The sequence below is a fragment of the Kribbella amoyensis genome, assembly GCF_007828865.1.
In the GTDB taxonomy this organism is placed as follows: Bacteria; Actinomycetota; Actinomycetes; order Propionibacteriales; family Kribbellaceae; genus Kribbella; species Kribbella amoyensis.
In genome coordinates this window covers 402,758-428,696 of record NZ_VIVK01000003.1, presented here as the reverse complement: position 1 = coordinate 428,696, position 25,939 = coordinate 402,758, and the positions used below count along the sequence as shown (strand labels likewise).

Genomic DNA, 25,939 nt, shown 5'->3' with positions numbered 1-25,939 from the left:
GGAGTCCCCGCATGCCCAAGTCCCTCCGGTACGCCGTCCTCGGCGCCGCCCCCGTCGCCGCCCTGCTCGTCCCCGGCGGACCCGCGACCGCGACCGTGGCCGCGTCGCCGGACATCTCGGTCACCAACACCAAGGCCCATCTCGACCAGTTCCAGTCCATTGCCACCAGCAACGGTGGCAACCGGTCCACCGGCCGGCCCGGATACCGCGCCTCGGCCGACTGGGTGAAGGCGAAACTCGACGCCGCCGGGTACACCACCACGTTGCAGCAGTTCTCCACCTCGGCCGGGACGTCGTACAACGTGATCGCCGAGTGGCCGCACGGCGACGCGAACCACGTCGTGATGGCCGGTTCGCACCTCGACAGCGTCAGCTCCGGCCCCGGCATCAACGACAACGGGTCCGGCAGCGCCGGCGTCCTCGAGGTCGCGCTCGCCTACGCCGCCGGCGGGCAGACTCCGAAGAACCGGCTCCGGTTCGGTTTCTGGGGCGCCGAGGAGCTCGGCCTGGTCGGCTCCAAGTACTACGTGAACAACCTGTCCGCGGCCGAGCGGGACAAGGTCGAGCTCTACCTGAACTTCGACATGATCGCCTCGCCGAACCCGGGCTACTTCGTCTACGACGACAACCCGGCCGGTGACGGCGCCCGCGACGACCTGGTCGCCTACTTCACCGGCAAGGGTGTCCAGACCGAGTACATCGACGTCCAGGGCCGGTCCGACCACGCGGCGTTCCGGTCGCTCGGGATCCCCACCGCGGGGACCTTCTCGGGCGCCGAGGGCATCAAGTCGTCGTCCCAGGCAACCAAATGGGGCGGGTCGGCGGGACAGGCCTTCGACCCCTGCTACCACCGGTCCTGCGACACCATCAGCAACCTCGACCTGACCTCGCTGGACCGCCAGATCGATGCCATCGGCCACATGATCTGGAGCTACGCGCAGAAGGACTACGGCAGCACCCAGCCGCCGGCCGGGGACAACCTGATCCTCAACCCTGGCTTCGAATCCGGCGCGGTGAACTGGACCGGTACCTCGGGTCCGATCACCAACAACACCGGCCGTCCGGCCCGGACCGGTACGTGGAAGTTGTGGTTGCAGGGCAACGGCCGGTCGACCACGGAGAACGTCGGCCAGTCGGTCGCGATCCCGGCCTCGGCGGCCGCGGCGAGTCTGTCGTTCTGGATCCGGATCGACACCTCGGAGACCACCGGCACGACGGCGTACGACACGGTGAAGGTGCAGGTGGTCGACGGTTCGACGACCACTACGCTCGGAACCTTGTCGAACCTGAACAAGTCCACGTCGTACGTGCAGAAGACGTTCGACCTGACGCAGTACAAGGGCAAGACGGTGACGGTGAAGTTCGTCGGTCAGGAGGACTCGTCGTTGCAGACCAGCTTCGTCATCGACGACACCGCCCTGACCACCAGCTGAGCGGGCCGGTTCAGACCGGCTTGCAGAGTTTGCCCGGCGGCACGGTGGCTTCGGTGAGCAGCTTGCTCACCGGGGCCATCAGCGGCTTCAGCTTCGGCTCCTCGATCCGGGCCGTGCCGCCGCCCGCCGAGACCGCGACGATCAGGTCGTCGGGGTGCCGGAACGTCGGCTTGGTGCTTCCGACCGCGGCCCAGTCGACCTGCTCGAGCGCCGTGGTCAACGTGGTCAGCAGGCTGGGATCCAGCTTGCAGCGCACCGGATCCTTGGCCCGCTGACTGACGCTGGCGACGCCGTCCTTGCCGATCACGACCCGGTCGTCGAACCCGGCGAAGCCGCCGGTCCGGGTGACGGTCACCGGGAACACCTCGCCGGTGGGCGCGGCCGAACTCGGTGCCCTGGTCGGGGCGCTGGTCGGGGTACCGCCGGCGCCGGTGTCGTCGCCGCACCCGGCCAGCACGAGACCGGCGGCGGCGAGTACAACGAACTGAAGGGTCCTCACACCCCATGCATACCCGCCGCCGGGTCCGGTGCAGACTTCGTGCATGGGCTGGTACACGAATGTCATCCGGCTGTTAGGGCACCGGCCCTGGTTCGCCACGCTGGGTCGCACCGTCGTCCCTGTCGATCGCTGGCTGCAACAACGGACCGGCGGCCGGCTGACCATCATCGGCCGGACCGCGTTGCCGTCGTTGCTGCTGACGACCACGGGACGCAAGTCCGGCCTGCCCCGTACGGTCCCGCTCCTCTACGCACCGGACGGCGACGCGTTCGTGATCACCGCGTCGAACTGGGGCCAGCAGCACCACCCCGCGTGGTCCGCGAACCTCCTGGCCGCACCGGATGCCGTAGTGGCGATCTCAGGTGACCGTGAGATCCCGGTGCGCGCAGTCCTCGCCGAAGGAGCGGAGCGGGAGCGCGTATGGCCCCTGGTGTGCAAGGTGTGGCCCGCCTACGACACGTACGTGGAACGCAGTGGGCGCGACGTCCGCGTGTTCGTGCTGACGCCCCGGTGATCCGCTAGACGACCGGCTGGACCAGGTCGACGAGGGCGCGGGTGAGCAGGACCCGTTGCTCGAAGACGGCCTCGTTGGCGGGTCCGGGGCTCAGGCCGAACAGCTCGACCGGGATCGCGGTGAAGGTGGCCCGGGCTAGCAGCGAGCCGAGGTACCCGAACCGCACCTGCTCCGCGGTGACGTCCATCCCGTCGGCGGCCAACCCCTCCAGGAACGCCGCCAGGATCACCTTGTGCACCGCGGGCAGGGCGGACGGCGCCAACTCGCCGGCGTGCGCGAGTCCCACCAGGAGTTGCCCGAGATCGAATCCGACCGCCTGCGGGCAGTCGAAGCCCCAGTCGATGGCGACGAACTCGTCCGGACTCCCGTTCGGGACGAGCAGGTTCTGCGGACTCGCGTCGCCGTGTTGGTAGCACTGCGGCACCGTGTCCAGCGCGTCCAGTACCGCGGGCAACTGCTCCGCCAGCGCCAGCAGGTCCGTACGGAGCTCGTGCTCGCCGGTCGCGTCGACCGCGGCCGCCAGCAGCGGATGACGCCACGTCGCCTCGTCGGCCAATGCGGGCACAGCGCCCTGGAGTACGCGGTTCTCGGTGTAGTACCGCAGTCCCACGCCGGGCGTCTCGACGCCGTCCCGCGGGAGCAGCGGCCGGACCAGGTGGGTCTGCCGCCGCGCCGACAACCGGCCGAGCAGGAACGCGGCCCGCTCGAACCGCTCCAGCGGCCAGATCCCCTGCTCCTGGACGACGTCCTCCATCCACAACGTGCCGCGCTCGTCCTCGTACTCGTCGATCCGGTACAACCTGGCGAGCCGGAGACCCTCAGGCAGGACCTGGTCCAGGTCGCCGGTGTGGACCGCGATCTCCAGCTGCCAGGGGATGTTCCGGATGAACACCTCACGGAGCTCAGCCGGCACCACGTCGAGGAACGACCAGTGGCGGGCGGACTGGAGCTGCTTGACGAAGCACGACCAACCGGTGGTCTGCCCGTCGGGGAGCCGAGCGGTTCCGACCACCCGGAGCAGCGCCTCGGTGGTCGGGGTGCCGATCAGGTAGTCGACCGGTTCGACGTGGAGCTCCGCCGGTACGGCCAGCGGCTCACCGGTGACCGTACGGACGAGCGCGGTCAGCTCGTCCGGGGTCAGCGCGGCCCGGCCCAGTGGTTCGAGTGCGGTCGCGGTCATGGTCCCCCCACTCCGCTCCAGGAAGGTAAAGCGGCCTTACCATCGAGATAGTAAAGTTGCCTTATGACTTCCGTCAACGGGATCTCTGAGCACGTGGCGAACCTGCTCGGCGCCGCGCTGGGACAGGTCCGCGCCGAACTGCACACCGGCTCGCAGGCGCGGTACCCGGGGTTGCGGGCGTCGCACTACCGGCTGCTCGACCTGATCCCGGCCGACGGCGCCCGGATCACCGACCTGGCCGAGGTGGCCGGGATGACGAAACAGGCGCTCGGGCAGCACGTCGACTATCTGCAGGGCCTGGGGTACACCGAGTCGGTGCGGCTGCCCGCCGACCGACGGGTCCGGCTGGTCCGCCGGACACCTCGAGGGGACGAGGCCGCGGCGTACGCGCTGGCCGCGATTGCCCGGGTCGAGGACGCCTGGTCCGCCCGGCTCGGCGCGGACCGCTACGCCGAGTTCCGGGCGACGCTGAAGGAACTGCGCGAGTAGGTCAGCCGGCCTTGTACGTGGCGATGCTGACCGCGATGTAGTGGCAGACGAAGGCGGCCACCGTGAACGCGTGGAAGATCTCGTGGAAGCCGAACCAGCGGGGGGACGGGTTCGGCCGCTTGGTGCCGTAGACGACCGCGCCGATCGAGTACAGGCCGCCGCCGACGGCGAGCAGCGTGACCACGGAGGCGCCACCGAGGTGGTAGAAGTCGTTCATCCAGAAGATCGCCACCCAGCCCAGGGCCAGGTAGATCGGGGTGTAGAGCCAGCGCGGCGCGCCCACCCAGAAGATCCGGAACAGGATGCCGAGCAGGGCACCGCCCCAGACCATGCTGAGCAGCAACACCCGGTCGTCGCCGCGCAGCAGCACCATCCCCAGTGGGGTGTAGGTGCCGGCGATCAACAGGAAGATGTTGCTGTGGTCGAGCCGGCGCAGGATCGCCTCACCGGTCGGGCCCCAGTAGAACCGGTGGTACAGCGCCGAGATCCCGAACAGCAGGATGGCGCCGAACGTGTACACCGCGGCGGCCCAGCGCGCGCTCGCGCCCGGGGCCAGGCAGATCAGCACCGTGCCCGCCGCGATCGCGAACGGGAAGGTGCCGGCGTGCAGCCAGCCGCGGAGTTTGGGTTTGAGGGGTGAGAACGCGCCACTGAGACGGTGACCGAGTTCGTGGGGCGGGGTGCTGGTCGCAGTGTCGGCCATCGCCATCCTCTCGAGCCGGTGCGGGACTTGGGATACCCAACCGTAACCTACGGAACCGTAGGTTCGATCGTCCACAAGGATGAAATGTAGGCCACATCACCGCGACGGACCCAGTACTTCGGTGTGTCCGGCCGCTGGGCGGACACCGGCCACCGGTGTGTCCGATGCGCGAACCGGCCGGAAAGTTCGATGTCACTTCCCCGCTCTCCCCGACGCCGAATCTCGGCTAGCCTCGGTAAGGCATTTCATTCGTCGAGGAGATCATCTGCCCATGCGGACACCCGGGAAACAGCGGCTGCGCAGCGCGGTGTACGGACTGTACGAGCGCCGGGTCGCCCGGTCCCTGTCGCCGGACCGGCTCCCGCGGCACATCGGTGTCATCATCGACGGCAACCGGCGCTGGGCCCGGGCCTCCGGCGACCCGGTGTCGCGCGGGCACGAGGCCGGCGCGAGCAAGATCTCGGAGTTCCTCGACTGGTGCGACGACGTCGGCGTCAAGGTGGTCACGGTGTGGATGCTGTCCACCGACAACCTGACCCGGCCGGCCGAGGAGCTGGAGCCGCTGCTGCGGATCATCGAGCAGACGGTCGAGGAGCTCGCCGCGATCGGCCGCTGGCGGATCCACCCGGTCGGCGCCCTCGACCTGCTCCCGGGCAACACCGCCGAGGTGCTCAAGGGCGCCGAGGCCGCCACCCAGAACGTCAGCGGCATGCTGGTCAACGTCGCCGTCGGGTACGGCGGCCGCCGCGAGCTCGCCGACGCGGTCCGGTCGCTGCTGCTCGAGGAGGCGGCCAAGGGCATCTCGATCGAGGAGCTGGCCGAGCGGGTCGACGTCGAGCACATCGCCGAGCACCTGTACACCAAGGGCCAGCCCGACCCCGACCTGGTGATCCGGACGTCGGGGGAGCAACGGTTGGGCGGGTTCCTGCTCTGGCAGAGCGCGCTCAGCGAGTTCTACTTCTGCGAGGCGCTCTGGCCGGACTTCCGGCACGTCGACTTCCTCCGCGCGATCCGCAACTACGCCCAACGCGAACGCCGCTTCGGCACCTGATCCGGCACCCGCACCTCAGCGCTGATCGAACCACGCCCGCACCGGCGGCACGTCGTCCGGCGGCGCAGGTGGTACCCGTACGTCGCCACCCCGAGCGCGACGGCCCAGAGGACCCAGAACATGCCGGGCACGGCGATGCCCCAGTTCTCCGGCTCGAACGGGATCCGGAAGTTCATCAGCCCGGCCGGAACCAGCACGATCGCCACCAGTGACGCGGGCACGATCGCGCGACTCGGCGGCACCGGCCGGCCCGCCCGGAACCACAGCCAGCGCGGGTACACCTCGCCCCAGCGGTGCACGAGACCGTGAGTCAGGACGGTCCCGCCGACGCTCAGTACGGCCAGGCCCAGCCCGATCTCCAGCATCCCTGGCGTGTCGGCCATCATCCGGTGGAACTCCTCGGTGACGCCGAGCGGCCAGCCGAGGTACCAGGCGACCCGGGTGAGCTCGTACGGCACCGTGACCAGGCCGGCCGCGACGACGGCCCATCGGCCCCACCGAGCCGCGGACTCCGGGGTCTGCCAGGTCCTGGTCACGGCGTCGGTCCGGCCGCAGCTGAGGCAGGCCCGGCGCGCCCTGCGGTGGTACGCGATCGCGGTCGCCGCCCAGAGCAGGCCGCCGACGAACATCAGGATCAGGTTCACCCGGTGCCAGTACAGGACGTCGCCGAGGCCACCCTGGTCGCCGGGGATCCCGGTGAACGCGAAGACGACCAACGCGGGGGACAGCGCGATCATCGCGATCAGGGTGTAGTCGGGGATCAGGAGGGCGAGGACGACCGCCAGGACCGCGGCGAACGCGGTCGGGGCCCAGTGGCGGGCTTCCCGGCGAGTCATCAGCACGGCGACCACGGCTCCGGTCAGACCGAGTACGGCCAGCGCGGGAGCCACGATTCCCACCGGCGCGCCCTCCATCAGGGACGCGGTCGCCCGGTCGTCGTCCACCCGGGCGAACGGGTATCCGGCGCCGCCCGCGGCCCAGTACACGCCGAGTACGCCGTAGACGAGGGACCACAGGGCGGCGGCGTATCCGGACCAGGCCGGCCAGTTCTTTCGCATGGTGTGAGCGTCGCCTGACGGACCGTCGTCCCGGGTCACTCCGCCGGGCGAACGGCGTCCCCCGGCGGGGGGAAAGGTGTAACACGCAGTTAACCCCGGGGGAGGGCGTGTCGGCATGCGGGGTTACCAGGACCGACCTACTCTCCTAAGTGACGGTCGGAGGGGAAGCCGGCTGTCCGGGAGGCCCGATCAGATGAGAGTCGTTCGCCAGCCGGTTGCTTCATGAGGAGCAGAACGGAGTACCCGAGACCCCAGGTCTCGATCTTTCTGATCCCCGGTGACGCCTTCGCGGCGCACCGGAGGGGGTCTGCACCAGACCTCCGGGCCCGATCCCGGTCCACTACCTAACCACTGGTGGGCCGGGCGTGGTGCACGTCGCGGCCCGAGAGGACGTGCGACATGGCTGCCACCCACGCCAAGGCGTCAAGTACCTCATCCGCACCGGCCCAGCGCACCTACGTGCTGGACACCTCCGTACTCCTGTCGGACCCGCACGCGATGCTGCGGTTCGACGAGCACGAGGTGGTCGTGCCGGTGGTCGTCGTCACCGAACTGGAGGCCAAACGGCATCACCCCGAGCTCGGCTACTTCGCTCGCACCGCGCTGCGCCTGCTGGACGAGCTCAGGATCCTGCACGGACGACTGGACGCGCCCCTGCCAGTGGGGGAGAAGGGTGGATCACTCCGGGTCGAGCTCAACCACACCGACCCGGAGTCGCTGCCGGCCGGGTTCCGGCTCGGCGACAACGACAGCCGCATCCTCGCGGTGGCGTGCAACTTCAAGGCCGAGGGCCGCGAGGTCACGCTGGTCTCCAAGGACCTGCCGATGCGGGTCAAGGCGTCCGCCTGTGGCCTGACGGCCGAGGAGTACCGCGCGGAGCTCACCCTGGAGTCCGGCTGGACCGGGATGAGCGAGCTCGAGGTGGAGACCGCGGACGTGGACTCGCTGTACGAGGACGGTGTACTGGAACTGCGGCAGGCGGGTGAGTTCCCGACCCACACCGGCCTGGTCCTGCTGTCCGACCGCGGCAGCGCGCTCGGCCGGGTGATGCCGGACAAGCGGATCCGGCTGGTCCGCGGCGACCGGGAGGCGTTCGGGATCCGCGGCCGGTCCGCCGAGCAGCGGGTCGCCCTGGACCTGCTGCTGGACCCCGACGTCGGGATCATCTCGCTCGGCGGCCGGGCCGGTACCGGGAAGTCGGCACTCGCGTTGTGCGCCGGCCTGGAGTCGGTGATGGAGCGCCGCCAGCACAAGAAGGTGGTCGTGTTCCGCCCGCTGTTCGCCGTCGGCGGCCAGGAGCTCGGGTACCTGCCCGGCAGCGAGTCCGAGAAGATGCAGCCGTGGGCGCAGGCGGTGTACGACACGCTGGGCGCGCTCACCAGCAGCGACGTGATCGACGAGGTGATGGACCGCGGCATGCTCGAGGTGCTGCCGCTGACCCACATCCGCGGCCGCTCGCTGCACGACGCGTTCGTGATCGTCGACGAGGCGCAGTCGCTGGAGCGCAACGTGCTGCTCACGGTGCTGTCCCGGGTCGGCGCCAACTCGCGGGTGGTGCTCACCCACGACGTGGCGCAGCGCGACAACCTGCGGGTCGGCCGGCACGACGGCGTGGTCGCGGTGGTGGAGAAGCTGAAGGGCCATCCGCTGTTCGCACACGTCACGCTGACCCGCTCGGAGCGGTCGCCGATCGCGGCGCTCGTCACCGAGATGCTGGAGGACGTACAGCTCTGATCCAAGGGCTGATCCGGGGCTGCCGGGCGTTGCTTGTTAAGGCCCGGTAAGACTTCTCCCCGACCTGGTGCGGTCACACACTGTGTGGCCGCACCTTTGGTTGTGACCTGCTGGTGATCAACCGGCTCGTTAGAGTATGTTCCTGTTGCCAGCCGACGGGGGTCGGGTATTCGGAAGGACAGATGAAAGCCAAGCGCTCTGTCGCGATCCTCGCGGTCACCGGGATCGCCGTAGTCTCCGTCGTCGCCGGTTTCGATCTCTTCACCTCCCCAGGCAGTAGTGCGGCCTCCGATCCGGTCTCGGGCCGGGCCGAGGCCGCTGTGCTGAACAGCGGGAAGGCGCGCGAGGCCAGGACGCCGTCGCCGAAACCGCTGACGGCCGAGCAGCAGGCCCAGGAAGTCGTCCGGCTGCGCAACCAGATCGAGGCGGTCGAGGCCGCCCGGAAGGCCTCTCAGGACCAGGCCGCGCTGCGCCGTAAGGCGAAGAACGCCGCCCTCGCCCGGTACGAGGCCCTGCAGAAGAAGAACGACGACTCCCGCAAGGAGCGCGCCAGCCGGGACGCCGCCCGCAAGGAGATGGAAGGCACTCCGAAGGAGATCGCCTTCAACCTGCTGGACAACCACGGCTGGAAGGAGGACCAGTTCTCCTGCCTCGACAAGCTGTGGACCAAGGAGTCCCGCTGGAAGGTGACCGCGGACAACCCGACCTCCAGCGCGTACGGCATCCCGCAGGCCCTGCCCGGCAACCGGATGGCCTCGTACGGCTCGGACTGGCGAACCAACCCGGTCACCCAGATCAAGTGGGGCCTGGACTACATCGAGGACGCGTACGGTTCACCGTGCGAGGCGTGGGCCCACTCGCGGGCCAAGAACTGGTACTGACCCCCGCTCAGCCCCGCCCACCCGCCTTTCCCTCCCCGCTTCCCCGCCTTCCCCGCCTGCCCGGGCGGCGTTTGATGGGTTAACCCCTCAGGTGGATGCTTGGCCCTCGGAAATACGGTGGGCCAAGCATCCATCTGAGGGGTTAACCCATCAAACGGGCCGGGCGAGAGCGGGCGAGGGCGTGGCGAGTGGCGGGCGAGGGCGGGTAGGCGTGGAGAGGCGGGGGAGTTGGTGAGTGAGGTGGCGCGGGCGGTCAGTGACCGCGGCGAGCTGGTACTGCGGCGCCGCGCGGATGACGGCGCACTCGAACTGCGGGTCAACGGTGTGTTCGTGATGGACGACCGGGAGACCTCCAGCGAGGAACTGCTCGCACAAGCTGCCTTGTCAGGTACTCCGGAGCGCGTGCTGGTCGGCGGGCTCGGCCTCGGGTACACCGTGCGGACGCTGCTCGCGGACGCGCGGGTGCGGACGGTGGTCGTCGCCGAGATCGAGCCGGCCCTGGTGCAGTGGATGCGGGACGGCGTGCTGCCGTCGGTGCTGACCGACGAACGGGTGGTCGTTGCCGTGGGCGACGTTCGCGCGGTGGTCGCGGAGCAGCCGGACGCGTCGCTGGACGGCATCCTGCTCGATGTCGACAACGGGCCGGACTTCCTCGTCTACGACAGCAACTCGGCCGTGTACGAGTCGGAGTTCCTTGCCTTGTGCAAGCAGAAGCTCCGGGCCGGCGGTGTCCTCACCGTCTGGTCCTCGTCGTCCTCGGCCGGCCTGGACGCCGCGTTGGCGCGGGTCTTCGGGCGCAGTGAGGTCTCGCCCGTCCCGGTCCGGCTGCAGGAACGGGACGAGACCTACTTCGTCTATCAGGGCAGGTTGTAGTCGAGGGTGAGCCGTGGGCCCTGCTCGTCGTGCTCGTAGACGACACTGCCGGTGAGACCGGTCAGGTCACCGGTCGCGGCGACCACCTTGCCGAGCGAGGACGACTCGTCCGCGCTGGCGCCGTGCACCATCACGAACGCGCCCTCCCGGCCGGCCAGCCTGCCGACGAACTTCTCGACCGCGGTGTACGCCGCCGGGCCGGCCTCGGTGCCGACCATCAGCAGCTCCGCGGTGCTGACGCCTTCGAGGTCGCCGTCCGCGAACGTCTTCGCCACGGTCGCGCGGCCGAGCTCCAGGTCGTCGGAGTCGTCGGCGACGGACTGGTCCCACTTGGTGATCTCGAACGGCTGGGTGAACTTCATCGGCATTCCTCCTGGGCCCCGTACGGACGCTCGCGGTGTGGCGTTGTGGTGTTGTCCACAGCCGTTCTATCAGCCCCGGCCGACAGCCCGGATCGACGTACTCTGCAGGTATGGGTGACAACGAGGAGTACAGGATCGAACGCGACACGATGGGCGAGGTAAAGGTGCCCCGCGACGCGTTGTGGCGGGCGCAGACCCAGCGTGCGGTGGAGAACTTCCCGATCTCCGGCCGGCCGCTGGCGCCGGCGCTCGTGCACGCGCTCGCGCAGATCAAGGCCTCGGCCGCCGTGGTGAACGCCGAGCTGGGCGTGGTCGACCGCGCGGTGGCCGACGGGATCGTCGCGGCCGCCCGCCGGGTCGCCGCGGGCGAGTACGACGGCGAGTTCCCGATCGACGTGTTCCAGACCGGCTCCGGCACCTCCACGAACATGAACGTGAACGAGGTGCTCGCCACGCTGGCGACGCGCGACCTGGGCTCCGACGTGCACCCGAACGACCACGTGAACGCGAGCCAGTCGAGCAACGACACCTTCCCGTCGGCGATCCACGTCGCCGCGACCGAGGGCGTGGTGCGCGAGCTGCTGCCGGCGCTGGAGCACCTGGCGACTTCCCTGTCCCGGAAGGGATCCGAGTTCGCCGAGGTGGTGAAGTCCGGCCGGACCCACCTGATGGACGCCACCCCGGTGACGCTCGGCCAGGAGTTCGACGGGTACGCCGCGCAGGTGCGGCGGGGTGCCGACCGGGTCCTCGCGACCGTGCCGCGGGTGTCCGAGCTGCCACTCGGCGGGACGGCGGTCGGGACCGGGATCAACACGCCGCCCGGGTTCGCCGCGAAGGTGATCGCCGAGCTGAACCAGCGGACCGGGCTGGAGCTGACCGAGGCCGCGGACCACTTCGAGGCGCAGGGCGCCCGCGACGGCCTGGTCGAGTTGTCGGGCCAGCTGAAGACCGTCGCGGTCAGCCTGACCAAGATCTGCAACGACCTGCGCTGGATGGGATCCGGCCCGCGCGCGGGGCTGGGTGAGATCCAGCTGCCCGACCTGCAGCCGGGGTCCAGCATCATGCCGGGCAAGGTGAACCCGGTGCTCTGCGAGGCCACCCTGATGGTCGCCGCCCAGGTGATCGGCAACGACGCCACCATCACCGTGGCCGGTGCCGGCGGCAACTTCGAGCTGAACGTGATGCTGCCGGTGATCGCGCGGAACCTGCTGGAGTCGATCACGCTGCTCGCCAACGCGTCCCGGTTGCTCGCCGACCGCTGCGTCGACGGCATCACCGCGAACGTCGAGCACGCCCGCGCCCTGGCCGAGTCGTCGCCCTCGATCGTCACCCCGCTGAACCGCTACATCGGCTACGAGAACGCGGCCGCCGTGGCCAAGAGCGCTTTGAAACAAGGCAAGACGATCCGCGAGGTCGTGCTCGAGAACGGTCACGTCGAGAAGGGCGACCTGACCGAGGAGCAGCTGGACGCGGCCCTGGACGTGCTCTCGATGACCCGGCCGGCCACGTCGTGACGGACTACTGGCAGCCCGGGACGACGATCGAGTGGGTGTACCGCGGGACCGGGCGGCACGTGGACAAGCCGAACGTCCGGCCGATGACCGTGGTGCGGGACGACGCCGACGGCCTGGTCGCGTGGCTCGCGCCCGGGACGCCGTTGATCAAGCCGGTGCTGGTGGACGGCCGGGAGATGCGGAACGCGGGTCCGGTCGCGATGTTCACCCAGGACCGGGCGCTCAAGCTCGACATCTGGCGGGGCACCGGGATCCTCAAGGTGCTGCCACCGGGGAAGCCGTGGTCGGTGTGGCACTTCTGGGCCGACGACGGCACGTTCCGCGGCTGGTACGTGAACCTCGAGGCGCCGCATGTCCGGGAGGCGGAGGCGTTCCGGACGAGTACGGTCGACCACGTCCTCGATCTGTGGATCCGCTCGGACCGGACGATCGAGTGGAAGGACGAGGACGAGCTGGAGGGCGCTGTCACGGCCGGCCGGTTCACCGAGGCGGAGGCCGAGCAGATCGTCGCGGACGCGCACGCGGCTGTGCGTGACATCGAGGCGTGGGTGTCGCCGTTCGCCGACGGGTGGAAGGACTGGATGCCGCCGTCGCACTGGCGGCTGCCGACCGCACCGACGACCCATCAACCGGTCTTCGTCGCCGAGGAGCTGACCGGATGACACCTCGCGCCGTCCTTCTCACGGGCGGGGACGGGGTCGGCAAAACCACGGTGGGTCAAGCGATCGCCCGGCTCCTGACCTCCGATCACCACATCACCGCCGTCGTGGATCTCGACGCCATCGCGCAGTTCGGTCCGCCCCGGCCGTCGTCGGGTGGGCTGCGCTTCCACGACCGACTGCGCGTGCGGAATCTGACCGCCGTGTGGCCGACGTACCGCGAGGCCGGCGCGGAGTACCTGGTCGTCAGCGGCCATGTGGAGACGCCTGAGCTGCATGCGGCGTACGTGGCGGCGCTGGCGGGTTGCGACGTCCAGCTGGTGAGGCTGCAGATCCCGGAGGAGCTGATCGCGGAGCGGACCAAAGGCACCAGGGGACCGCACTGGGATCTGCAGACCGCGCTCGCGCAGGCGAAGACACATCAGCCGATCCAGGACTTCACCGTCACGAACGAGGGCTCCCCGGAGGAGACCGCGGCCGAGATCCTCAGTCGACTCGGCTGGCCTTAGGTGGAACGGCTGCTACCGCGGCAGGACCGAGGGCGGCGGCGGCGAGGACGATGAGGGCGGCCAGGGGGAGCCAGCCGAGCGGGCTCCACGTCACGGCGAGCAGAGTGAACGCGGCCGGGCCGACGATCGACTGGAGTTGAAGGCCGAGCCGGAACGCGCCCTGGTACTGCGGCCGTTGATCCACCGGCGACAGTTCGCTGACAAGACCCCAATACCCCGCGGACTGGAACAACTCGCCGAACGTGAGCGCCACGTACGCCGCGGCCAGCAAGGTGATCGTCACCCAAGCCTCGGTCACGGAGCTGATCGGTATCACCAGACAAGCGGCCGCGATGGCGCCGGCGGCCACGCGGGAACTGCGTACCGACCCGCGCACCGTGTCCGCGCCACGGGCCGCCCACACCTGCAGGCCCACGGCCAGCACCGTGTTGAGCGCGAGCAACCAGGCGAGGACGGCGCGCGGCGCATCGGTGCGTTCGACCAGCCAGAGCGGGAAGACGATCATGAGCAGCACCTGGTGCGACCCCAGCACGCCGTTCAGGAGCGACACCAGCAGGAACGGCCGGTCCCGGAGCACGGCGTACCGCGAACGCTGCTCGCCACCCCGCTCGCGCCGGGACGCGGGCAACCGGGAGACGAGCAGCGCGGTGAGCAGCATGAGCAGGCCGGCGAGTACCGGAACGATCAGAGTCACCGTCCGGTTGCCGCTGGCCAGGGCGACTCCACCGAGCAGGGCACCGACGGTGAAGCCCAGGTTCAGGGCCGAGCGGTTGTACGCCATCACCCGGACCCGCTCGGCCGGACCGAAGGCGTCCAGGGTGTAGGCGCCGCGAGCCGAGTTCCCGGCGGACTCCGCGAGCGCCAGAGCCGTGACGATGACGACGAACGCGGCGAACCCGCGCGCCAGCGGGTACGTGAGGTAGACGCATCCCTCGACCAGCGCCGCCAGGATCCACGCCCGCAACGGGCCGACGCGATCCGCGATCGTGCCGAGCGGGACCGCGGCGAAGAAGCCGAGCGCCCCGGCGATGGACAGACCGAGACCGACCTGGGCGGCCGACAGCCCGACGATCGTGGTGAAGAAGACCGCGTTGCCGGCCAGGAAGAACCCCGATCCCACGGCGTACAGGGCCGACTGCACACACAGCGGGCGAGCCAGCCCGGCCGGCGGAAGCAGACGCTGCCAGCGATTCGGCGCAGGGCCGGAGCCGTCGACGCCGGTGCCTCCACCGGTGCTGCCGTCGGAGCCGGGGCTAGAGCCTGTGCTGGTGTCAGAGCCTGTGTTGGAGGTGACCATGGCGGGATGGAACCCGATGCCGCCGGGCCACGGATATCAATTCGTTCCGAGGCGAATCGTCGGTGACACTGGGAACCGTGTTGATCATTCGGTTCGGCGCCGACGACCTGGCCAGTACGCGCTTTGCCATCTCCCCGTTGTGGGACACGGTGGCCAGCCGCTGGTGCCTGCAGGACCCGGGCGCGAACGCCGTCCACCTGTCCTGGCTGAAACACGCCGAACGGGTCGACCGGTCGCCCGAGTTCCGCCCGCATCGCCCGCTGCTGGAGGCACTGATCCGGCCGGCCGCGTGGCTGCCCGACTTCCTCACGCCACCACCGCGCTCACCGCTGACCGCGATCGAGTCCGAGCTGGACGTGCTCAGGGCGACGACTCCAGACACGATGCGCGCCGACCTGGACTCGGTCACGGGGCATACCCCGCTGGTCGATTTCGGCCGGCGGCTCCACGCCGAACCCGAGCGAGGGCTTCCACTGCTGGTGACCGCTCTCTCGACCTGGTGGCGGCTGGCCGTCGAACCCTTCTGGCCGCGGATGCGAACGCTGCTGGAAGCCGACATCGCCTACCGCACCCGCGCCCTCGCCGACCATGGACCCGGCCGCATGCTCGCCGAGATCCACCCGACCCTGACCTGGCTGGAGGGACGCCTGCGGATCGACTGGCACCAGCACATCGAGCGCGAGCTCACCGGTGCGGGCCTGCCTTTGATCCCCAGCGTCTTCCTGGCCGGGCGGCCCGCCTTCGCTGTCCGGAACGCCTCGCCAGCCGCTATCTATTACGGCGCCCGGGCGATCGGGACGCTCTGGGAACGCCGCCCGTCACCCACCGGCCGGCCGCTCGCGCGCCTGGTCGGCGACACCAGGGCCAGCCTGCTCGCCGTCCTCGACGCACCGCAGACCACGACCCACCTGGCTGCCCGCCTCGGCGCCGCACCCAGCAGCATCTCGGCCCACCTCAAGGTGCTGTACGACGCCGGTCTGGTCAGCCGCCACCGGCAGGGCAAGCAGGTCCTCTACGTGTGCACCGAGCTCGGCCGCGACCTGGCCGGTCACTGAGCCCCCACGGTCCGGCCGGCAACAGCTGGGTCACGGGTGGTTGCACCTGCCAGGCAGAGTCTTACCTTGGAAATATGTACACCATCGAGCTGGATGCCGAGGAGCTCCAACTACTGCGCTCCGCGCTCCGCAGCTACCTCCAGGCCTTCGGTCACAACGAAGCCGACCTCGTCCGCGCCACCAGGGCTCTGCTGGTCAAGATCCCGGAGCCCGTCGACAGCAACGCGAGCTGAGGCCGCCCCCGGACCGGTTGCGCCACCGCAACCGGGTCCGTTCGGCACGTCTCGCCGATGCCGTCAGCTGCGCGGGCGGACGCTCAGCGGGACCGGCTTGGCGGTGTCGGTGAAGAAGTCGTTGCCCTTGTCGTCGACGACCACGAACGCGGGGAAGTCCTCGACCTCGATCTTCCAGACCGCTTCCATCCCCAGCTCGGCGTACTCGATCACGTCGACGGACTTGATGCAGTCCTGCGCCAGCCGGGCCGCGGGGCCGCCGATCGAGCCGAGGTAGAAGCCGCCGTGGTCCTTGCAGGCCTGCGTCACCTTCGCCGAGCGATTGCCCTTGGCAAGCATCACGAAGGACCCGCCGGCCGCCTGGAACTGGTCCACGTACGCGTCCATCCGGCCCGCCGTGGTCGGCCCGAACGAACCCGACGCGTACCCCTCGGGCGTCTTCGCCGGGCCCGCGTAGTACACCGCGTGGTCGCGCAGGTACTGCGGCATCTCCTCGCCCGCGTCCAGCCGCTCCTTGATCTTCGCGTGCGCGATGTCGCGGGCGACGACGAGCGGGCCGGACAGCGACAGCCGGGTCTTCACCGGGAGCTTGGACAGTTCGGCGCGGATCTCGCTCATCGGCCGGTTCAGGTCGATCCGGACCACGTCAGCCTCGGACTCGAGGTGCTCGTCGGTGGTGTCCGGCAGGTACCGGGCCGGGTCGCGCTCGAGCTGCTCCAGGAAGACGCCCTCGGGGGTGATCTTCGCCAGCGCCTGCCGGTCGGCCGAACACGACACCGCGATCGCGACCGGGCAGGACGCGCCGTGCCGCGGCAACCGGATCACCCGGACGTCGTGGCAGAAGTACTTCCCGCCGAACTGCGCGCCGATCCCGAACTGCTGGGTCAGCTCGAAGACCTTCTCCTCCAGCTCCAGGTCCCGGAATCCGTGCCCGAGCGGCGATCCGGTCGTCGGCATCGAGTCGAGGTAGTGCGCGGACGCGTACTTCGCGGTCTTCAGCGCGTACTCGGCCGAGGTGCCGCCGACGACGACCGCCAGGTGGTACGGCGGGCAGGCGGCGGTCCCGAGGGAGCGGATCTTCTCGTCCAGGAACCGCATCATCCCGTCCGGGTTGAGCACCGCCTTGGTCTCCTGGAACAAGAACGACTTGTTCGCCGAGCCGCCGCCCTTGGCCATGAAGAGGAACTTGTACGCCGGGTCGCCGCTCGCCGGGGTCGAGTACAGCTCGATCTGGGCCGGCAGGTTGGAGCCGGTGTTCTTCTCGTCCCACATGGTCAGCGGCGCCATCTGCGAGTAGCGCAGGTTCAGCTTGGTGTAGGCGTCGTACACGCCGCGGCTGATCCACTCCTCGTCCACGGCGCCGGTGAGGACGCCCTCGGACTTCTTGCCCATCACGATCGCGGTGCCGGTGTCCTGGCACATCGGCAGGATGCCGCCGGCCGAGATGTTCGCGTTCTTCAGCAGGTCCAGGGCGACGAACCGGTCGTTGCCGGACGCCTCCGGGTCGTCGATGATCCGCCGCAGCTGGGCCAGGTGGGCCGGCCGCAGGTAGTGCGAGATGTCGTGCATCGCCTCGGCGGTGAGCGCCTGGATCACCGACGGCTCGACCTGCAGGAAGGTCCGGTCGCCGGCGGTGAAGGTGCTGACCCCCTCGGTGGTGAGGAGCCGGTACTCGGTCTCGTCCTTCCCGAGCGGCAACAGATCCGAGTAGCTGAAGTCGGCGGACACCGGGCGTACCTCCTGGCGAAATGGTCTGCGTTGCGAGCCCAAGCCTAGATCCGGCCCTCCGCGGGCGCGGCGACGGGCCGGTCGGCAACCCCGCGGACCGATTCGCCGGAGCCGGAGACTCAGGGGTGCGGTCAGGGTCGAAATGGGGGAGTCAACTCATCGGCACCGGGCCGCCCGCCCGCGTATCGTGCTGTCGTGGCTCAGGACGAGAACTCGCAGCAGGACAGGCCCCAGGACCGCCCGCAGGACGCGCCCGTGGCGCAGCCGACCGGGGACGAGCTGGCGTTGCGCCGCCGCGTCTCCGACCTGGAACGCGAGGACGTCGCCGAGGTCCTCCGGGCCGCGGCCGGCGAGGGGCGGCTGAGCTTCACCGAGCTGGAGGACCGGCTGGAGACGACGTACAACGCGAAGACGTACGGCGAGCTCGTTCACATCACCGCGGACCTCCCGGGCGGACCGAGTGCCCCGAGCACGCCGGCGCAGTACAGCGGCGAGCAGCACCCCGCGCAGTACGCGCAGAGCGACTCGACCCCGGTGATCAACACGTTCCTGGCCGAAACCAAGCGCACCGGCGGCTGGCTGGCCCCGCAGCGGCAGGAGGTCAACGCCGTCCTCGGTGACGTGACGCTGGACTACACCGAGGCGCAGCTGCCGTACGACGAGATCTTCGTGGAGGTGAAGTCGATCCTGTCGGAGGTGAAGATCCGGGTCCCGCAGAACGCGATCGTGCACCTCGACGGCAACCCGATCCTCGGCTCCGTCACCGAGCAGGAGGCCGGCTTCGGCGGCGCCGTCGACCCGGCCACCGGACCGGTGAAGGTCTTCCATATCCGCGGCACGGCGATCCTCGGCGAGATCAAGGTCAAGCGCGGCCCCCGCCTCAGCAAGCGGCTCCGGCTCACCTGATCCAGCGGGTCAGCCCGCGCGGCGGGTGTCCGACGTCTGCGCGGTCGCCGTCCAGCGGGTGCCGTTGCGGGTGATCTCGATCGGGTGGTCGAAGCACTCGGAGATCAGCCGGGTGGTGAGTACGTCGTCCACCGGTCCCGCGGCGTGCAGCAGCCCGCGACGAATCAGGGCCGCGTGGGTCGTCGAGGACGGCAGTTCCTCGAGGTGGTGAGTCACCAGGACCGACGCCAGCTCCGGCCGGGTCGTGTGGACCAGGTCGATGGTCTCCAGCAGCTGCTCGCGCGCGGCGACGTCCAGCCCGGTCGACGGCTCGTCGAGCAACAGCAGGCCCGGATCCGCGATCAGGGCGCGGGCGATCAGCGCGCGTCCTCGCTCACCCTGGGACAGGGTCGTCCACGGTGACATCGCGTGCGTACCGATGCCGAGCAGGTCGATCAGGTCGGTCGCGCGAGCCTGCTCCTCGGCCGTCGGCTGCCAGCGCGGCATCAGTTCGATCGAGCCGGTGACACCGGTCAGCACGACCTGCTCGATGGTCAGCGGCGAGCGCAGCGGGTGCCGCGGATCCACGTGGCCGATCGACTCGCGCAGCTCGCGGATGTCGACCCGGCCCATCCGGCGGCCGAGTACGTCGACGGTGCCGCGGGTCGGGTGATTGACCGCGCCGCAGAGCCGGAGCAACGTGCTCTTGCCTGCACCGTTCGGGCCGAGCAGGGCCCAGCGTTCGCCCGCGCGGACCGTCAGCGAGACGTCGGCGAGCAGTACCTTCTCGTTCCGGACGAAGTCGACGTTCTGCAGGGCGAGCACGGGCCGGCGGTTCCAGGACACGCAGACGACCGTAGACGAGGGCTGTTTCCGGCCGACAGCCGGTAGGGGCCCAGTTCCCGGACCGCTCAGTCGTCGTGCGTGGTCTGCTTCTTCCAGACGCGCTCGAGCCAGCGTTCGAAGACGGACAGGTTCTCGAGGTGTTCCTCGGTGAGATCGAGCCGGCGGTTCCCGGCGGTGATGCCGATGGACTGCAGTCCCTGCGGCAGGTTCTTCTTCTGCAGATCGATCGCGGTGATGTCCGGCCAGGCCAGTTGCTGCTTGCCGACCGCGATCCCGGTCCGGTCGACGACCAGGACCGGGCGCCCGGTCAGCAGCGCGCGGCCGGTCTGCAGGCCGAAGAACAGGAAGAACGGCAGGCAGACGGCGCAGAAGACCGGCCAGCCGCGCCACTCCGAGTTGCCGAGCACTGCCGACAGGACCGGCCAGCCGGTGGCGAGGACGAGCAGGCCGAAGACCACCAACCGGCGGATCATCAGGTTCCGGCGAGGGGGGACTCGCAACCCGTCGGCGCCCGCGAACGCCTTCTCCCAGCGGCCGATGCGCTCGGCATCGTTGGTCGGGTCGGCGGCGTTCATCCGTTCCTCCGGTGGTCGTGCACGGTGCGGAGCCAGCGAGCGAGCTCGCCCAGCTCCAGGACATTGTCCTGCGGAATGCCGACCGGCCCCGCGGACCGCTCGGTCGGGTGGACCTGGACGGTCCGCAGCCCCGGCAGGCCGGACGGCTCGTCGATGCGGGCGATCTGATGCCAGCCGAGCCGGGTCCGGTCGCCGCGGCTGATCCCGGTGCCGTCGATCGTGACCACCGGACGTCCGGTCGCCAACTGCCAGACGGTCAGCCCGACCAGGTACGCGAACGCCGCGAGCGCCGTGATCCGCAGGATTCCGAGCGCTCCGGACACGTCGTCGGCGCGGAGGTGCTCGAGGTTGGACCACAGCGAGTTGCCGAACAGCACCAGGACCAGTGCCAGCCGGATCAGCAGCCGGTTACGCCGGGGCGGGAACACCACGCGCCCGGACGCCTCGAACTCCGCGGTCCACGTGCCCGCCGGACTCACGGTCAGCTCCAGCGGCCGGCGTGCTCGGCGGAGGTCGGCGGGTCGGCGCCGTGCCGGGTACAGGTGATCGCGGCGGCCTTCACCGCGTAGTCGACCACCTCGCACAACGCCTTCTCGTCCAGGCCCCGCAACCGGGCCGGACCGAGCAGTCCGCGCGCCGACAGTCCCGCGATCAACGCGGACATGAACGAGTCACCCGCGCCCACGGTGTCGACCACCTCGATCGCCGGGGCGTTCACCTCGACGTGGGCCGTCCGGGTGACCCCGGTCGCGCCGTCACCGCCGCGGGTGATCACGACGCACTGGGTCCGCTCGGCCGCGAGCAACTCGGCCGCGATCTCCTCCGGCGACGACCCCGGCCGCAGGAACGCACAGTCCTCGTCACTCAGCTTGACCAGGTCCGACAACGCCGCCAGCGCCTGGACCGCGGACCAGGTGGCCACCGGGTCGGGCGTGATGGTCGGTCGCGCGTTCGGGTCCAGGGTGACCGTGACCGGCTGGTCGGCGAGCGTGCCGAGGAACTTCCGGATCGCCTCCGCCCCCGGTTCGAGCACGGTCGCGATCGAGCCGGTGTGGACCGCGGGGCAGCCGCGGTTGAGGGTCAGCGCGGGCGGCTCCCAGCTGATGTCGAACTGGTACGACGCGACGCCGTCGGAGTCGAGGGTGGCGGTCGCCGTACTCGTCCGGAAGCCCGGGTCCACCGATCCTGGTGCCAGCTGGACCCCGTTGCCGAACAGGTGCGCGCCGAGCTGGTCGCCGTACGGGTCGGTGCCGAACCGGGTGACCAGCTCGGTCGGGACGCCGAGCCGGGCCAGGCCGACCGCGACGTTGGCGGGGGAGCCGCCCGGGGTCGCCTTGGTGCCGTTCTTGCCGGGACTCCGGCCGGCCGTGCCGACGATGTCGACGAGGGCCTCGCCGACGACGAGGACGGGTGCCGTCATCGGGCGTGCTCGAAGTCGATGGCGGAGTACGCGCGCAGCTTCTCCAGTTGGTGCACGCTCTCGATGCTGCGGATCGTGCCGCTGCGCGACCGCATCACCAGCGAATGGGTCCGCGCGGTGGAGCGGCCGTACCGGACGCCGCGCAGCAGCTCGCCGTCGGTGATGCCGGTGGCGACGAAGAAGCAGTCGTCCCCGCCGACCAGGTCGTCGGTGGTGAGGACGCGCTCGAGGTCGTGGCCGGCGTCGACGGCGCGCTGCCGCTCGTCGTCGTCGCGCGGCCAGAGCCGGCCCTGGATCAGGCCGCCGACGCACTTCATCGCGCAGGCGGCGATGATGCCCTCCGGGGTCCCGCCGATGCCGACCAGCATGTCCAGCCCGGTGTCCGGCCGGGCCGCCTCGACCGCGCCGGCCACGTCGCCGTCGCTGATGAACTTGATCCGCGCCCCGGTGGCCCGGATCTCGGCCGCGATCTGCTCGTGCCGCGGCCGGTCCAGCAGGACCACGGTGACGTCCTCGACGCTGGAGCCCTTCGCCTTCGCGACCCGGCGGATGTTCTCCGCGACCGGCAGCCGGATGTCCACCACGTCGGCCGCCTCCGGCCCGACCACCAGCTTCTCCATGTAGAACACGGCGGACGGGTCGTACATCGTGTGCCGCGGCGACACCGCCATCACGGCGATTCCGTTCGCCATCCCCTTGGCCACCAGCGTCGTGCCGTCGACCGGGTCGACCGCGACGTCGCACTCGGGCCCGTCGCCGGCGCCGACCTGCTCGCCGTTGTAGAGCATCGGGGCGTTGTCCTTCTCGCCCTCGCCGATCACCACCACGCCGTTCATCCCGACCGTGCCGATCAGGGTGCGCATCGCGTTCACGGCCGCACCGTCGGCGCCGTTCTTGTCGCCCCGGCCGACCCACCGGCCGGCGGCCATCGCGGCGGCCTCGGTCACCCGGACCAGTTCCAGAGCCAGGTTCCGGTCGGGGGCGCGCTCGCCGACCTCGAGATGGGCAGGGGGTGTGGTGGGGTCGCTCATGGCGGGATCGTAGCCAACCCGGGCCCGCCGCCGACGCCCCCTACCGCGGCCACTTCCGGCGCAGGGGACACTGGTGCCATGAGCCCGACAGGTCAAGAGCCGGCCGACCCCGGCCCCGGCACCGAGGAGAACGCTTCCCCGTCCACCGTGATCGACGCGGAGACGCGGGAGCGCGCCCGGGCCCGCGCGGAGGCGATGGAGTACCGGGCCCAGGACCGGGTGAACCGGGCCAAGGCGCGCACCCTGACCAACATGTTCTGGGCCCTGCTGGCCTGCTTCGTCGTGGTCGCGTTCCTGATGATCGTCACCTGGCGGCCCAAGCAGGAGAAGGTCAACGCCGTCCCGTACACCGAGCAGCTCGCCGACGCGAAGAAGCTGGCGTCCTGGATCCGCGGCCCGGAGCCGATGCCGGCCGGGTGGACGGCGACCAGCGTCCGGTTCCGCGCGCCCGAGCAGAGCCCGATCACCTGGCACCTCGGCATCGTCACCAGCGAGAAGAAGTACGTCGGGCTGGAGCAGTCCAACGTCACCAGCCGCGGGTTCCAGAACGACGAGCTCGGCAAGACCGAGGACGACGGCACCGCGACGGTCAACGGTGTGACCTGGCAGCGCCGGACCCTGCTGGACCGCAAGGACGAGCACGCGCTGGTCCTGGTCGGCTCGGGGGTCACCACGATCGTCGTCGGCAACGCCGGCTACCCGGCCCTGGAGACGTTCGCCGCCACGTTGCGCTGATCCCCGCTCACGGCCGGCTCGCTGTCGAAGTTGTGCAGAGGTTGACACTCTGCGTGGCATCCGGTTCTCTCGGAGGAGGCATCGACTAAGGAGCCTGGCGTGATGTGTCCGTTCCAGGTCGGGGGTTGATGCGGCGATGTTCGTCACCGGGATGGTGCTCGCCGCGGAGGGTTCGCCGAGGATCGGCGTACCCCGCCAGTTGCTGGCCTACCAGGGCACCACGGTGCTCGACGCCACCCTGGAGACCGCACGCGACTGCGGCTTCGACCAGCTGCTCGTCACCCTCGGCGTCGCTGCCGAGCAGATCCGCGAGCGGGTCGACCTGGACGGCACCCGCGTGGTCGAATCACCGCACGCCGACACCGGTAGCTCCTCGGTCGTCCCGGCCCTGGACGCGGTGGACCGGCGGACCGACGGCCTGGTGGTGATGCTGGGGGACCAGCCCGGCGTGACGTCGGCTGCCGTGTGGTCCCTGGTCGCCGAGGTGGCCACGCCGATCGGCGTCACGCGGTACGACGACGGGCGCGGCCACCCGGTGTGGTTCGGCCGGGAGACGTTCGGCTCGTTGCGCGGGCTGCGCAGTGACGAGGAGCTGTGGCACCTGATCGACGCCGGTCCGCACCTGGTCACGGATGTCGATGCCATTGGCAACATTCCGCCGACGGTGCGGACCTGGGACGACTACGCGACGCTGGTCGGCCAGGCCACCTCCGGCCCGCTCGACACCCTGCCGGTCGTCCCGCCGGCCGCGGTACCGACTCGGGGGCGCGCGCCGCTCCGGCCGACCCGCACCGGTCCCTGACCTCCAGGAGAACGACCTCCCTCCCGGAGTGCCCGGTGACCGGTGCGAGTCTCGGTTTCACTCCGCCCCGGCCAGCCGCAGGCCGATGACGCCGGTGATGATCAGCGCCAGGCACGCGAGCCGGGCCGGCGTGAGCGGCTCGCCGAACAGGACGATGCCGAGGATCACCACGCCCAGCGAACCAAGGCCGGTCCACACCGCGTACGCCGTGCCCACCGGCAGCCGGTCGAGGGTCCTGGCCAGCAGGGCGACCGAGACGACGCCGAAGACCAGCACGCCCGCGGTCGGCCAGAACCGGCTGAACCCCTCACTCGGTTTGAGGCTGAGCGCGAACGCGATCTCGAAGGCCGCCGCGGCGAGCAGGACCACCCAGGCCATCAGGCGGCCGGCGCACCGCGGAGGTGCCGGATCGTCACGGTCGCGACCCGGGTCCCGAGGGCGGCCGCGGTGCGCAGGTCGGTGGCCGGCGGCGCCTTCTCGGCGGACAGGTCGGCGTCGGACTGCGCCATCGCGCCCAGCCAGCTGCCGAGCCGGTTGAGGTCCTCACTGCTCGCCGTCGACTCCGACCAGCCCGGGTACAGATCCAGACCGACCCAGATCATCCCGTGCTGCGCGGCCAGGATCGAGAAGTACACCAGGCTGTTCAGCTTGTCGCCGGACATCGCCTTGGAGTTGGTGAACCCGGCCGCGATCTTGTCCCGCCAGGCCAGGTCGTCGGCCCACACCTTCGCGCTCGCCTCCGCGAACGCCTTGAAGACGGCACTCGGGCCACCCATGTACGTCGGCGACCCGAACACGATCGCGTCCGCGGCCGCCAGCCGCTGCCACACCTCGTCGGTCAGCTCGTCCAGCGGTACCAGCTCCACGACGGCCCCCGGTACCACTGACGCGCCCGCCGCGACGGCCTCGGCCTGTTGCGCGGTGTGGCCGTAGCCGGAGTGGTAGGCGACGGCGATCCGGGCGGGGTTGTTGCTCATCCTGGCTTCCTCCAGTCGGTCTAACGGACTACAGTCCGTTCTATGAGCGACCGTACCGGACCGGAGTCCGTTTCGCCAGAGGCGCTGCCGTTGCTGGATCAGCCGCGCCCCGAACGGGCCGACGCGCGCCGCAACCGGCTGAAGGTGCTGGAGGCGGCCGACCGGCTCTTCGCCGAGCAGGGGGTGAAGAACGTGTCGCTGGATGCGATCGCGGCCGAGGCCGGTGTCGGCAAGGGCACGGTGTTCCGCCGGTTCGGGGACCGGGCCGGGCTGGCGGTCGCGCTCCTGGACGAACGCGAGCAAGAACTGCAGGCGAAGATCCTCACCGGACCACCGCCGCTCGGCCCGGGAGCGTCCCCGGCCGAGCGGGTCACGGCCTTCCTGGACGCGTACGTGGAACTCCTCGACCGGCACGTCGAGCTCTTCGTCGACAGCGAGAACGCGTCGGACGGCGCGCGGTACCGGATCGGTTCGTACCGGCTGTGGCACCGCCATCTCGCGATGCTGGTCGAGCAGGCCCGGCCGGAGCTGGACGCCGACTACACGGCGCACGTCATCCTGGCGCCGCTGGCCGCGGACCTGCACCAGGCTCTGCGCGCCGAAGGCTTCGCACTGGACCGCATGCGCGAAGGTCTCCGCGCCGCGGCGACGGCGCTACTGGCCGGCTGAGCGGATCGGTCAGTCCGGCTTCTTCTCGTCGGTCGCGTGCGCGGCCTGCGCCTCGGCCAGCCGCTTGCGGGCCCCCTCGAGCCACTGCTGGCAGGTGGCGGCGAGCTCCTCGCCGCGCTCCCACAGAGCCAGCGACTCCTCCAGGCTGGTCCCGCCCGCCTCGAGCTTGCGAACCACCTCGACCAGTTCCTCGCGGGCCTGCTCGTAGGACATCTCCGGACGGCCGT

General features: G+C 70.4%; 31 protein-coding genes. 16 read left to right on the top strand and 15 right to left on the bottom strand.

Going from position 1 to position 25,939, the window contains the following annotated elements:
• Nucleotides 1–11 precede the first annotated feature (11 nt).
• Nucleotides 12–1,433: a M28 family metallopeptidase gene (locus tag FB561_RS36070; protein WP_145814566.1), complete on the top strand. Its 1,422-nt coding sequence runs from the start codon at nucleotides 12–14 to the stop codon at nucleotides 1,431–1,433.
• Nucleotides 1,434–1,443: 10 nt separating this feature from the next.
• Here FB561_RS36070 and FB561_RS36065 read toward each other — a convergent pair whose 3' ends face one another.
• Entirely contained in the window at nucleotides 1,444–1,932 is a 489-nt protein-coding gene (locus FB561_RS36065) for a hypothetical protein (protein ID WP_238335326.1), read from the bottom strand.
• Nucleotides 1,933–1,975: 43 nt separating this feature from the next.
• Here FB561_RS36065 and FB561_RS36060 point away from each other — a divergent pair, with 43 nt between their 5' ends.
• A complete protein-coding gene (locus FB561_RS36060; RefSeq protein ID WP_145814564.1) occupies nucleotides 1,976–2,446 on the top strand; it encodes a nitroreductase/quinone reductase family protein in 471 nt (156 codons plus the stop codon).
• Nucleotides 2,447–2,450: 4 nt separating this feature from the next.
• Here the strand turns inward: FB561_RS36060 and FB561_RS36055 are convergent, their stop codons facing one another.
• Nucleotides 2,451–3,626 (bottom strand): phosphotransferase, encoded by a 1,176-nt coding sequence (locus FB561_RS36055; protein WP_145814563.1) that lies wholly within the window; start codon nucleotides 3,624–3,626, stop codon nucleotides 2,451–2,453.
• 63 nt (nucleotides 3,627–3,689) lie between these two features.
• Between FB561_RS36055 and FB561_RS36050 the strand changes: the two genes are divergently transcribed.
• Nucleotides 3,690–4,115 carry a MarR family winged helix-turn-helix transcriptional regulator gene (locus FB561_RS36050; RefSeq protein ID WP_145814562.1) on the top strand — a complete coding sequence of 142 codons (426 nt, stop codon included), beginning with the start codon at nucleotides 3,690–3,692 and terminating at the stop codon, nucleotides 4,113–4,115.
• Nucleotide 4,116: 1 nt separating this feature from the next.
• Here FB561_RS36050 and trhA read toward each other — a convergent pair whose 3' ends face one another.
• Nucleotides 4,117–4,818: a PAQR family membrane homeostasis protein TrhA gene (trhA, locus tag FB561_RS36045; RefSeq protein WP_145814561.1), complete on the bottom strand. Its 702-nt coding sequence runs from the start codon at nucleotides 4,816–4,818 to the stop codon at nucleotides 4,117–4,119.
• A 271-nt stretch (nucleotides 4,819–5,089) separates the two neighbouring features.
• Between trhA and FB561_RS36040 the strand changes: the two genes are divergently transcribed.
• On the top strand, nucleotides 5,090–5,869 hold the full coding sequence (locus FB561_RS36040) for an isoprenyl transferase (RefSeq protein WP_145814560.1): 780 nt from the start codon (nucleotides 5,090–5,092) through the stop codon (nucleotides 5,867–5,869).
• On the opposite strand, the gene FB561_RS36035 is transcribed toward FB561_RS36040, so the two are convergent.
• Nucleotides 5,836–6,927, bottom strand: a complete 1,092-nt coding sequence (locus tag FB561_RS36035) for an NYN domain-containing protein (protein ID WP_202881015.1) — start codon at nucleotides 6,925–6,927, stop codon at nucleotides 5,836–5,838. The two genes, FB561_RS36040 and FB561_RS36035, sit on opposite strands and share 34 nt — an antisense overlap.
• A 399-nt stretch (nucleotides 6,928–7,326) precedes the next feature.
• On the opposite strand from FB561_RS36035, the gene FB561_RS36030 reads away from it, so the two are divergent.
• The 3 genes from FB561_RS36030 (at nucleotide 7,327) to FB561_RS36020 (ending at nucleotide 10,415) form a co-directional block, all read left to right on the top strand.
• On the top strand, nucleotides 7,327–8,661 hold the full coding sequence (locus FB561_RS36030; RefSeq protein WP_145814559.1) for a PhoH family protein: 1,335 nt from the start codon (nucleotides 7,327–7,329) through the stop codon (nucleotides 8,659–8,661).
• 182 nt (nucleotides 8,662–8,843) lie between these two features.
• Nucleotides 8,844–9,542: an aggregation-promoting factor C-terminal-like domain-containing protein gene (locus FB561_RS36025; RefSeq protein ID WP_145814558.1), complete on the top strand. Its 699-nt coding sequence runs from the start codon at nucleotides 8,844–8,846 to the stop codon at nucleotides 9,540–9,542.
• Nucleotides 9,543–9,773: 231 nt separating this feature from the next.
• A complete protein-coding gene (locus FB561_RS36020) occupies nucleotides 9,774–10,415 on the top strand; it encodes a spermidine synthase (protein ID WP_145814557.1) in 642 nt (213 codons plus the stop codon).
• Here FB561_RS36020 and FB561_RS36015 read toward each other — a convergent pair.
• On the bottom strand, nucleotides 10,400–10,777 hold the full coding sequence (locus tag FB561_RS36015) for a DUF3224 domain-containing protein (protein WP_170284948.1): 378 nt from the start codon (nucleotides 10,775–10,777) through the stop codon (nucleotides 10,400–10,402). The genes FB561_RS36020 and FB561_RS36015 overlap by 16 nt on opposite strands.
• 110 nt (nucleotides 10,778–10,887) lie before the next feature.
• Here FB561_RS36015 and FB561_RS36010 point away from each other — a divergent pair, with 110 nt between their 5' ends.
• The 3 genes from FB561_RS36010 to FB561_RS36000 are packed head-to-tail and all read left to right on the top strand — an operon-like array spanning nucleotide 10,888 to nucleotide 13,459.
• A complete protein-coding gene (locus FB561_RS36010) occupies nucleotides 10,888–12,291 on the top strand; it encodes a class II fumarate hydratase (protein ID WP_145814555.1) in 1,404 nt (467 codons plus the stop codon).
• Complete coding sequence (locus FB561_RS36005; RefSeq protein ID WP_238335325.1) at nucleotides 12,288–12,953, top strand: ribonuclease FAU-1 family protein; 666 nt, start codon at nucleotides 12,288–12,290, stop codon at nucleotides 12,951–12,953. Before FB561_RS36010 ends, FB561_RS36005 begins: the two co-directional genes overlap by 4 nt.
• Nucleotides 12,950–13,459, top strand: coding sequence for an AAA family ATPase (locus FB561_RS36000; protein ID WP_145814554.1), 510 nt, complete (start codon nucleotides 12,950–12,952; stop codon nucleotides 13,457–13,459). Before FB561_RS36005 ends, FB561_RS36000 begins: the two co-directional genes overlap by 4 nt.
• Here FB561_RS36000 and FB561_RS35995 read toward each other — a convergent pair.
• Nucleotides 13,437–14,600, bottom strand: a complete 1,164-nt coding sequence (locus FB561_RS35995) for an MFS transporter (protein WP_170284947.1) — start codon at nucleotides 14,598–14,600, stop codon at nucleotides 13,437–13,439. The genes FB561_RS36000 and FB561_RS35995 overlap by 23 nt on opposite strands.
• Before the next feature lie 233 nt (nucleotides 14,601–14,833).
• Here FB561_RS35995 and FB561_RS35990 point away from each other — a divergent pair, with 233 nt between their 5' ends.
• Complete coding sequence (locus tag FB561_RS35990; RefSeq protein ID WP_202881014.1) at nucleotides 14,834–15,811, top strand: ArsR/SmtB family transcription factor; 978 nt, start codon at nucleotides 14,834–14,836, stop codon at nucleotides 15,809–15,811.
• Between the two features lie 74 nt (nucleotides 15,812–15,885).
• Nucleotides 15,886–16,044 (top strand): hypothetical protein, encoded by a 159-nt coding sequence (locus FB561_RS38105; protein WP_170284946.1) that lies wholly within the window; start codon nucleotides 15,886–15,888, stop codon nucleotides 16,042–16,044.
• Nucleotides 16,045–16,107: 63 nt separating this feature from the next.
• On the opposite strand, the gene FB561_RS35985 is transcribed toward FB561_RS38105, so the two are convergent.
• Nucleotides 16,108–17,772, bottom strand: coding sequence for a fumarate hydratase (locus FB561_RS35985; protein ID WP_145814552.1), 1,665 nt, complete (start codon nucleotides 17,770–17,772; stop codon nucleotides 16,108–16,110).
• A gap of 195 nt (nucleotides 17,773–17,967) precedes the next feature.
• On the opposite strand from FB561_RS35985, the gene FB561_RS35980 reads away from it, so the two are divergent.
• Complete coding sequence (locus FB561_RS35980) at nucleotides 17,968–18,678, top strand: DUF1707 SHOCT-like domain-containing protein (RefSeq protein ID WP_145814551.1); 711 nt, start codon at nucleotides 17,968–17,970, stop codon at nucleotides 18,676–18,678.
• A gap of 9 nt (nucleotides 18,679–18,687) precedes the next feature.
• On the opposite strand, the gene FB561_RS38890 is transcribed toward FB561_RS35980, so the two are convergent.
• The 5 genes from FB561_RS38890 to glpX form a co-directional block, all read right to left on the bottom strand.
• Complete coding sequence (locus FB561_RS38890) at nucleotides 18,688–19,503, bottom strand: ABC transporter ATP-binding protein (protein WP_238335324.1); 816 nt, start codon at nucleotides 19,501–19,503, stop codon at nucleotides 18,688–18,690.
• A 65-nt stretch (nucleotides 19,504–19,568) separates the two neighbouring features.
• Nucleotides 19,569–20,078 (bottom strand): hypothetical protein, encoded by a 510-nt coding sequence (locus FB561_RS38885; RefSeq protein ID WP_238335323.1) that lies wholly within the window; start codon nucleotides 20,076–20,078, stop codon nucleotides 19,569–19,571.
• On the bottom strand, nucleotides 20,075–20,557 hold the full coding sequence (locus FB561_RS35970) for a hypothetical protein (RefSeq protein ID WP_145814549.1): 483 nt from the start codon (nucleotides 20,555–20,557) through the stop codon (nucleotides 20,075–20,077). The genes FB561_RS38885 and FB561_RS35970 overlap by 4 nt, the downstream gene beginning before the upstream one ends.
• A 2-nt stretch (nucleotides 20,558–20,559) precedes the next feature.
• Nucleotides 20,560–21,498, bottom strand: a complete 939-nt coding sequence (locus FB561_RS35965; RefSeq protein WP_145814548.1) for a carbohydrate kinase family protein — start codon at nucleotides 21,496–21,498, stop codon at nucleotides 20,560–20,562.
• Nucleotides 21,495–22,529 (bottom strand): class II fructose-bisphosphatase, encoded by a 1,035-nt coding sequence (gene glpX, locus FB561_RS35960; protein ID WP_145814547.1) that lies wholly within the window; start codon nucleotides 22,527–22,529, stop codon nucleotides 21,495–21,497. The genes FB561_RS35965 and glpX overlap by 4 nt, the downstream gene beginning before the upstream one ends.
• Before the next feature lie 78 nt (nucleotides 22,530–22,607).
• Here glpX and FB561_RS35955 point away from each other — a divergent pair, with 78 nt between their 5' ends.
• Both FB561_RS35955 and FB561_RS35950 read left to right on the top strand, forming a co-directional pair.
• A complete protein-coding gene (locus FB561_RS35955; protein WP_145814546.1) occupies nucleotides 22,608–23,264 on the top strand; it encodes a DUF4245 domain-containing protein in 657 nt (218 codons plus the stop codon).
• 136 nt (nucleotides 23,265–23,400) lie between these two features.
• A complete protein-coding gene (locus FB561_RS35950) occupies nucleotides 23,401–24,066 on the top strand; it encodes a nucleotidyltransferase family protein (protein WP_145814545.1) in 666 nt (221 codons plus the stop codon).
• 57 nt (nucleotides 24,067–24,123) lie between these two features.
• Here FB561_RS35950 and FB561_RS35945 read toward each other — a convergent pair whose 3' ends face one another.
• Together FB561_RS35945 and FB561_RS35940 are read right to left on the bottom strand one after the other, a co-directional pair.
• Nucleotides 24,124–24,444 carry a DMT family transporter gene (locus tag FB561_RS35945; protein WP_145814544.1) on the bottom strand — a complete coding sequence of 107 codons (321 nt, stop codon included), beginning with the start codon at nucleotides 24,442–24,444 and terminating at the stop codon, nucleotides 24,124–24,126.
• Nucleotides 24,444–25,043 (bottom strand): flavodoxin family protein, encoded by a 600-nt coding sequence (locus FB561_RS35940; RefSeq protein WP_145814543.1) that lies wholly within the window; start codon nucleotides 25,041–25,043, stop codon nucleotides 24,444–24,446. The genes FB561_RS35945 and FB561_RS35940 overlap by 1 nt, the downstream gene beginning before the upstream one ends.
• Nucleotides 25,044–25,085: 42 nt before the next feature.
• On the opposite strand from FB561_RS35940, the gene FB561_RS35935 reads away from it, so the two are divergent.
• Nucleotides 25,086–25,712, top strand: a complete 627-nt coding sequence (locus tag FB561_RS35935; RefSeq protein WP_145814542.1) for a TetR/AcrR family transcriptional regulator — start codon at nucleotides 25,086–25,088, stop codon at nucleotides 25,710–25,712.
• Nucleotides 25,713–25,721: 9 nt separating this feature from the next.
• Here FB561_RS35935 and FB561_RS35930 read toward each other — a convergent pair whose 3' ends face one another.
• Complete coding sequence (locus tag FB561_RS35930) at nucleotides 25,722–25,925, bottom strand: exodeoxyribonuclease VII small subunit (protein WP_145814687.1); 204 nt, start codon at nucleotides 25,923–25,925, stop codon at nucleotides 25,722–25,724.
• Nucleotides 25,926–25,939 lie beyond the last annotated feature (14 nt).

What these genes read in the sequence shown, in the direction of transcription:
- FB561_RS36070 (WP_145814566.1), top strand. Translation starts at nt 12, where the DNA reads ATGCCCAAGTCCCTCCGGTACGCCGTCCTCGGCGCCGCCCCCGTCGCC.
- FB561_RS36060 (WP_145814564.1), top strand. Translation starts at nt 1,976, where the DNA reads ATGGGCTGGTACACGAATGTCATCCGGCTGTTAGGGCACCGGCCCTGG.
- FB561_RS36055 (WP_145814563.1), bottom strand. Translation starts at nt 3,626, where the DNA reads ATGACCGCGACCGCACTCGAACCACTGGGCCGGGCCGCGCTGACCCCG.
- FB561_RS36050 (WP_145814562.1), top strand. Translation starts at nt 3,690, where the DNA reads ATGACTTCCGTCAACGGGATCTCTGAGCACGTGGCGAACCTGCTCGGC.
- trhA (WP_145814561.1), bottom strand. Translation starts at nt 4,818, where the DNA reads ATGGCCGACACTGCGACCAGCACCCCGCCCCACGAACTCGGTCACCGT.
- FB561_RS36040 (WP_145814560.1), top strand. Translation starts at nt 5,090, where the DNA reads ATGCGGACACCCGGGAAACAGCGGCTGCGCAGCGCGGTGTACGGACTG.
- FB561_RS36035 (WP_202881015.1), bottom strand. Translation starts at nt 6,927, where the DNA reads ATGCGAAAGAACTGGCCGGCCTGGTCCGGATACGCCGCCGCCCTGTGG.
- FB561_RS36030 (WP_145814559.1), top strand. Translation starts at nt 7,327, where the DNA reads ATGGCTGCCACCCACGCCAAGGCGTCAAGTACCTCATCCGCACCGGCC.
- FB561_RS36025 (WP_145814558.1), top strand. Translation starts at nt 8,844, where the DNA reads ATGAAAGCCAAGCGCTCTGTCGCGATCCTCGCGGTCACCGGGATCGCC.
- FB561_RS36015 (WP_170284948.1), bottom strand. Translation starts at nt 10,777, where the DNA reads ATGAAGTTCACCCAGCCGTTCGAGATCACCAAGTGGGACCAGTCCGTC.
- FB561_RS36010 (WP_145814555.1), top strand. Translation starts at nt 10,888, where the DNA reads ATGGGTGACAACGAGGAGTACAGGATCGAACGCGACACGATGGGCGAG.
- FB561_RS36000 (WP_145814554.1), top strand. Translation starts at nt 12,950, where the DNA reads ATGACACCTCGCGCCGTCCTTCTCACGGGCGGGGACGGGGTCGGCAAA.
- FB561_RS38105 (WP_170284946.1), top strand. Translation starts at nt 15,886, where the DNA reads ATGTACACCATCGAGCTGGATGCCGAGGAGCTCCAACTACTGCGCTCC.
- FB561_RS38885 (WP_238335323.1), bottom strand. Translation starts at nt 20,078, where the DNA reads ATGAACGCCGCCGACCCGACCAACGATGCCGAGCGCATCGGCCGCTGG.
- FB561_RS35965 (WP_145814548.1), bottom strand. Translation starts at nt 21,498, where the DNA reads ATGACGGCACCCGTCCTCGTCGTCGGCGAGGCCCTCGTCGACATCGTC.
- glpX (WP_145814547.1), bottom strand. Translation starts at nt 22,529, where the DNA reads ATGAGCGACCCCACCACACCCCCTGCCCATCTCGAGGTCGGCGAGCGC.
- FB561_RS35955 (WP_145814546.1), top strand. Translation starts at nt 22,608, where the DNA reads ATGAGCCCGACAGGTCAAGAGCCGGCCGACCCCGGCCCCGGCACCGAG.
- FB561_RS35950 (WP_145814545.1), top strand. Translation starts at nt 23,401, where the DNA reads ATGTTCGTCACCGGGATGGTGCTCGCCGCGGAGGGTTCGCCGAGGATC.
- FB561_RS35945 (WP_145814544.1), bottom strand. Translation starts at nt 24,444, where the DNA reads ATGGCCTGGGTGGTCCTGCTCGCCGCGGCGGCCTTCGAGATCGCGTTC.
- FB561_RS35940 (WP_145814543.1), bottom strand. Translation starts at nt 25,043, where the DNA reads ATGAGCAACAACCCCGCCCGGATCGCCGTCGCCTACCACTCCGGCTAC.
- FB561_RS35935 (WP_145814542.1), top strand. Translation starts at nt 25,086, where the DNA reads ATGAGCGACCGTACCGGACCGGAGTCCGTTTCGCCAGAGGCGCTGCCG.
- FB561_RS35930 (WP_145814687.1), bottom strand. Translation starts at nt 25,925, where the DNA reads ATGTCCTACGAGCAGGCCCGCGAGGAACTGGTCGAGGTGGTTCGCAAG.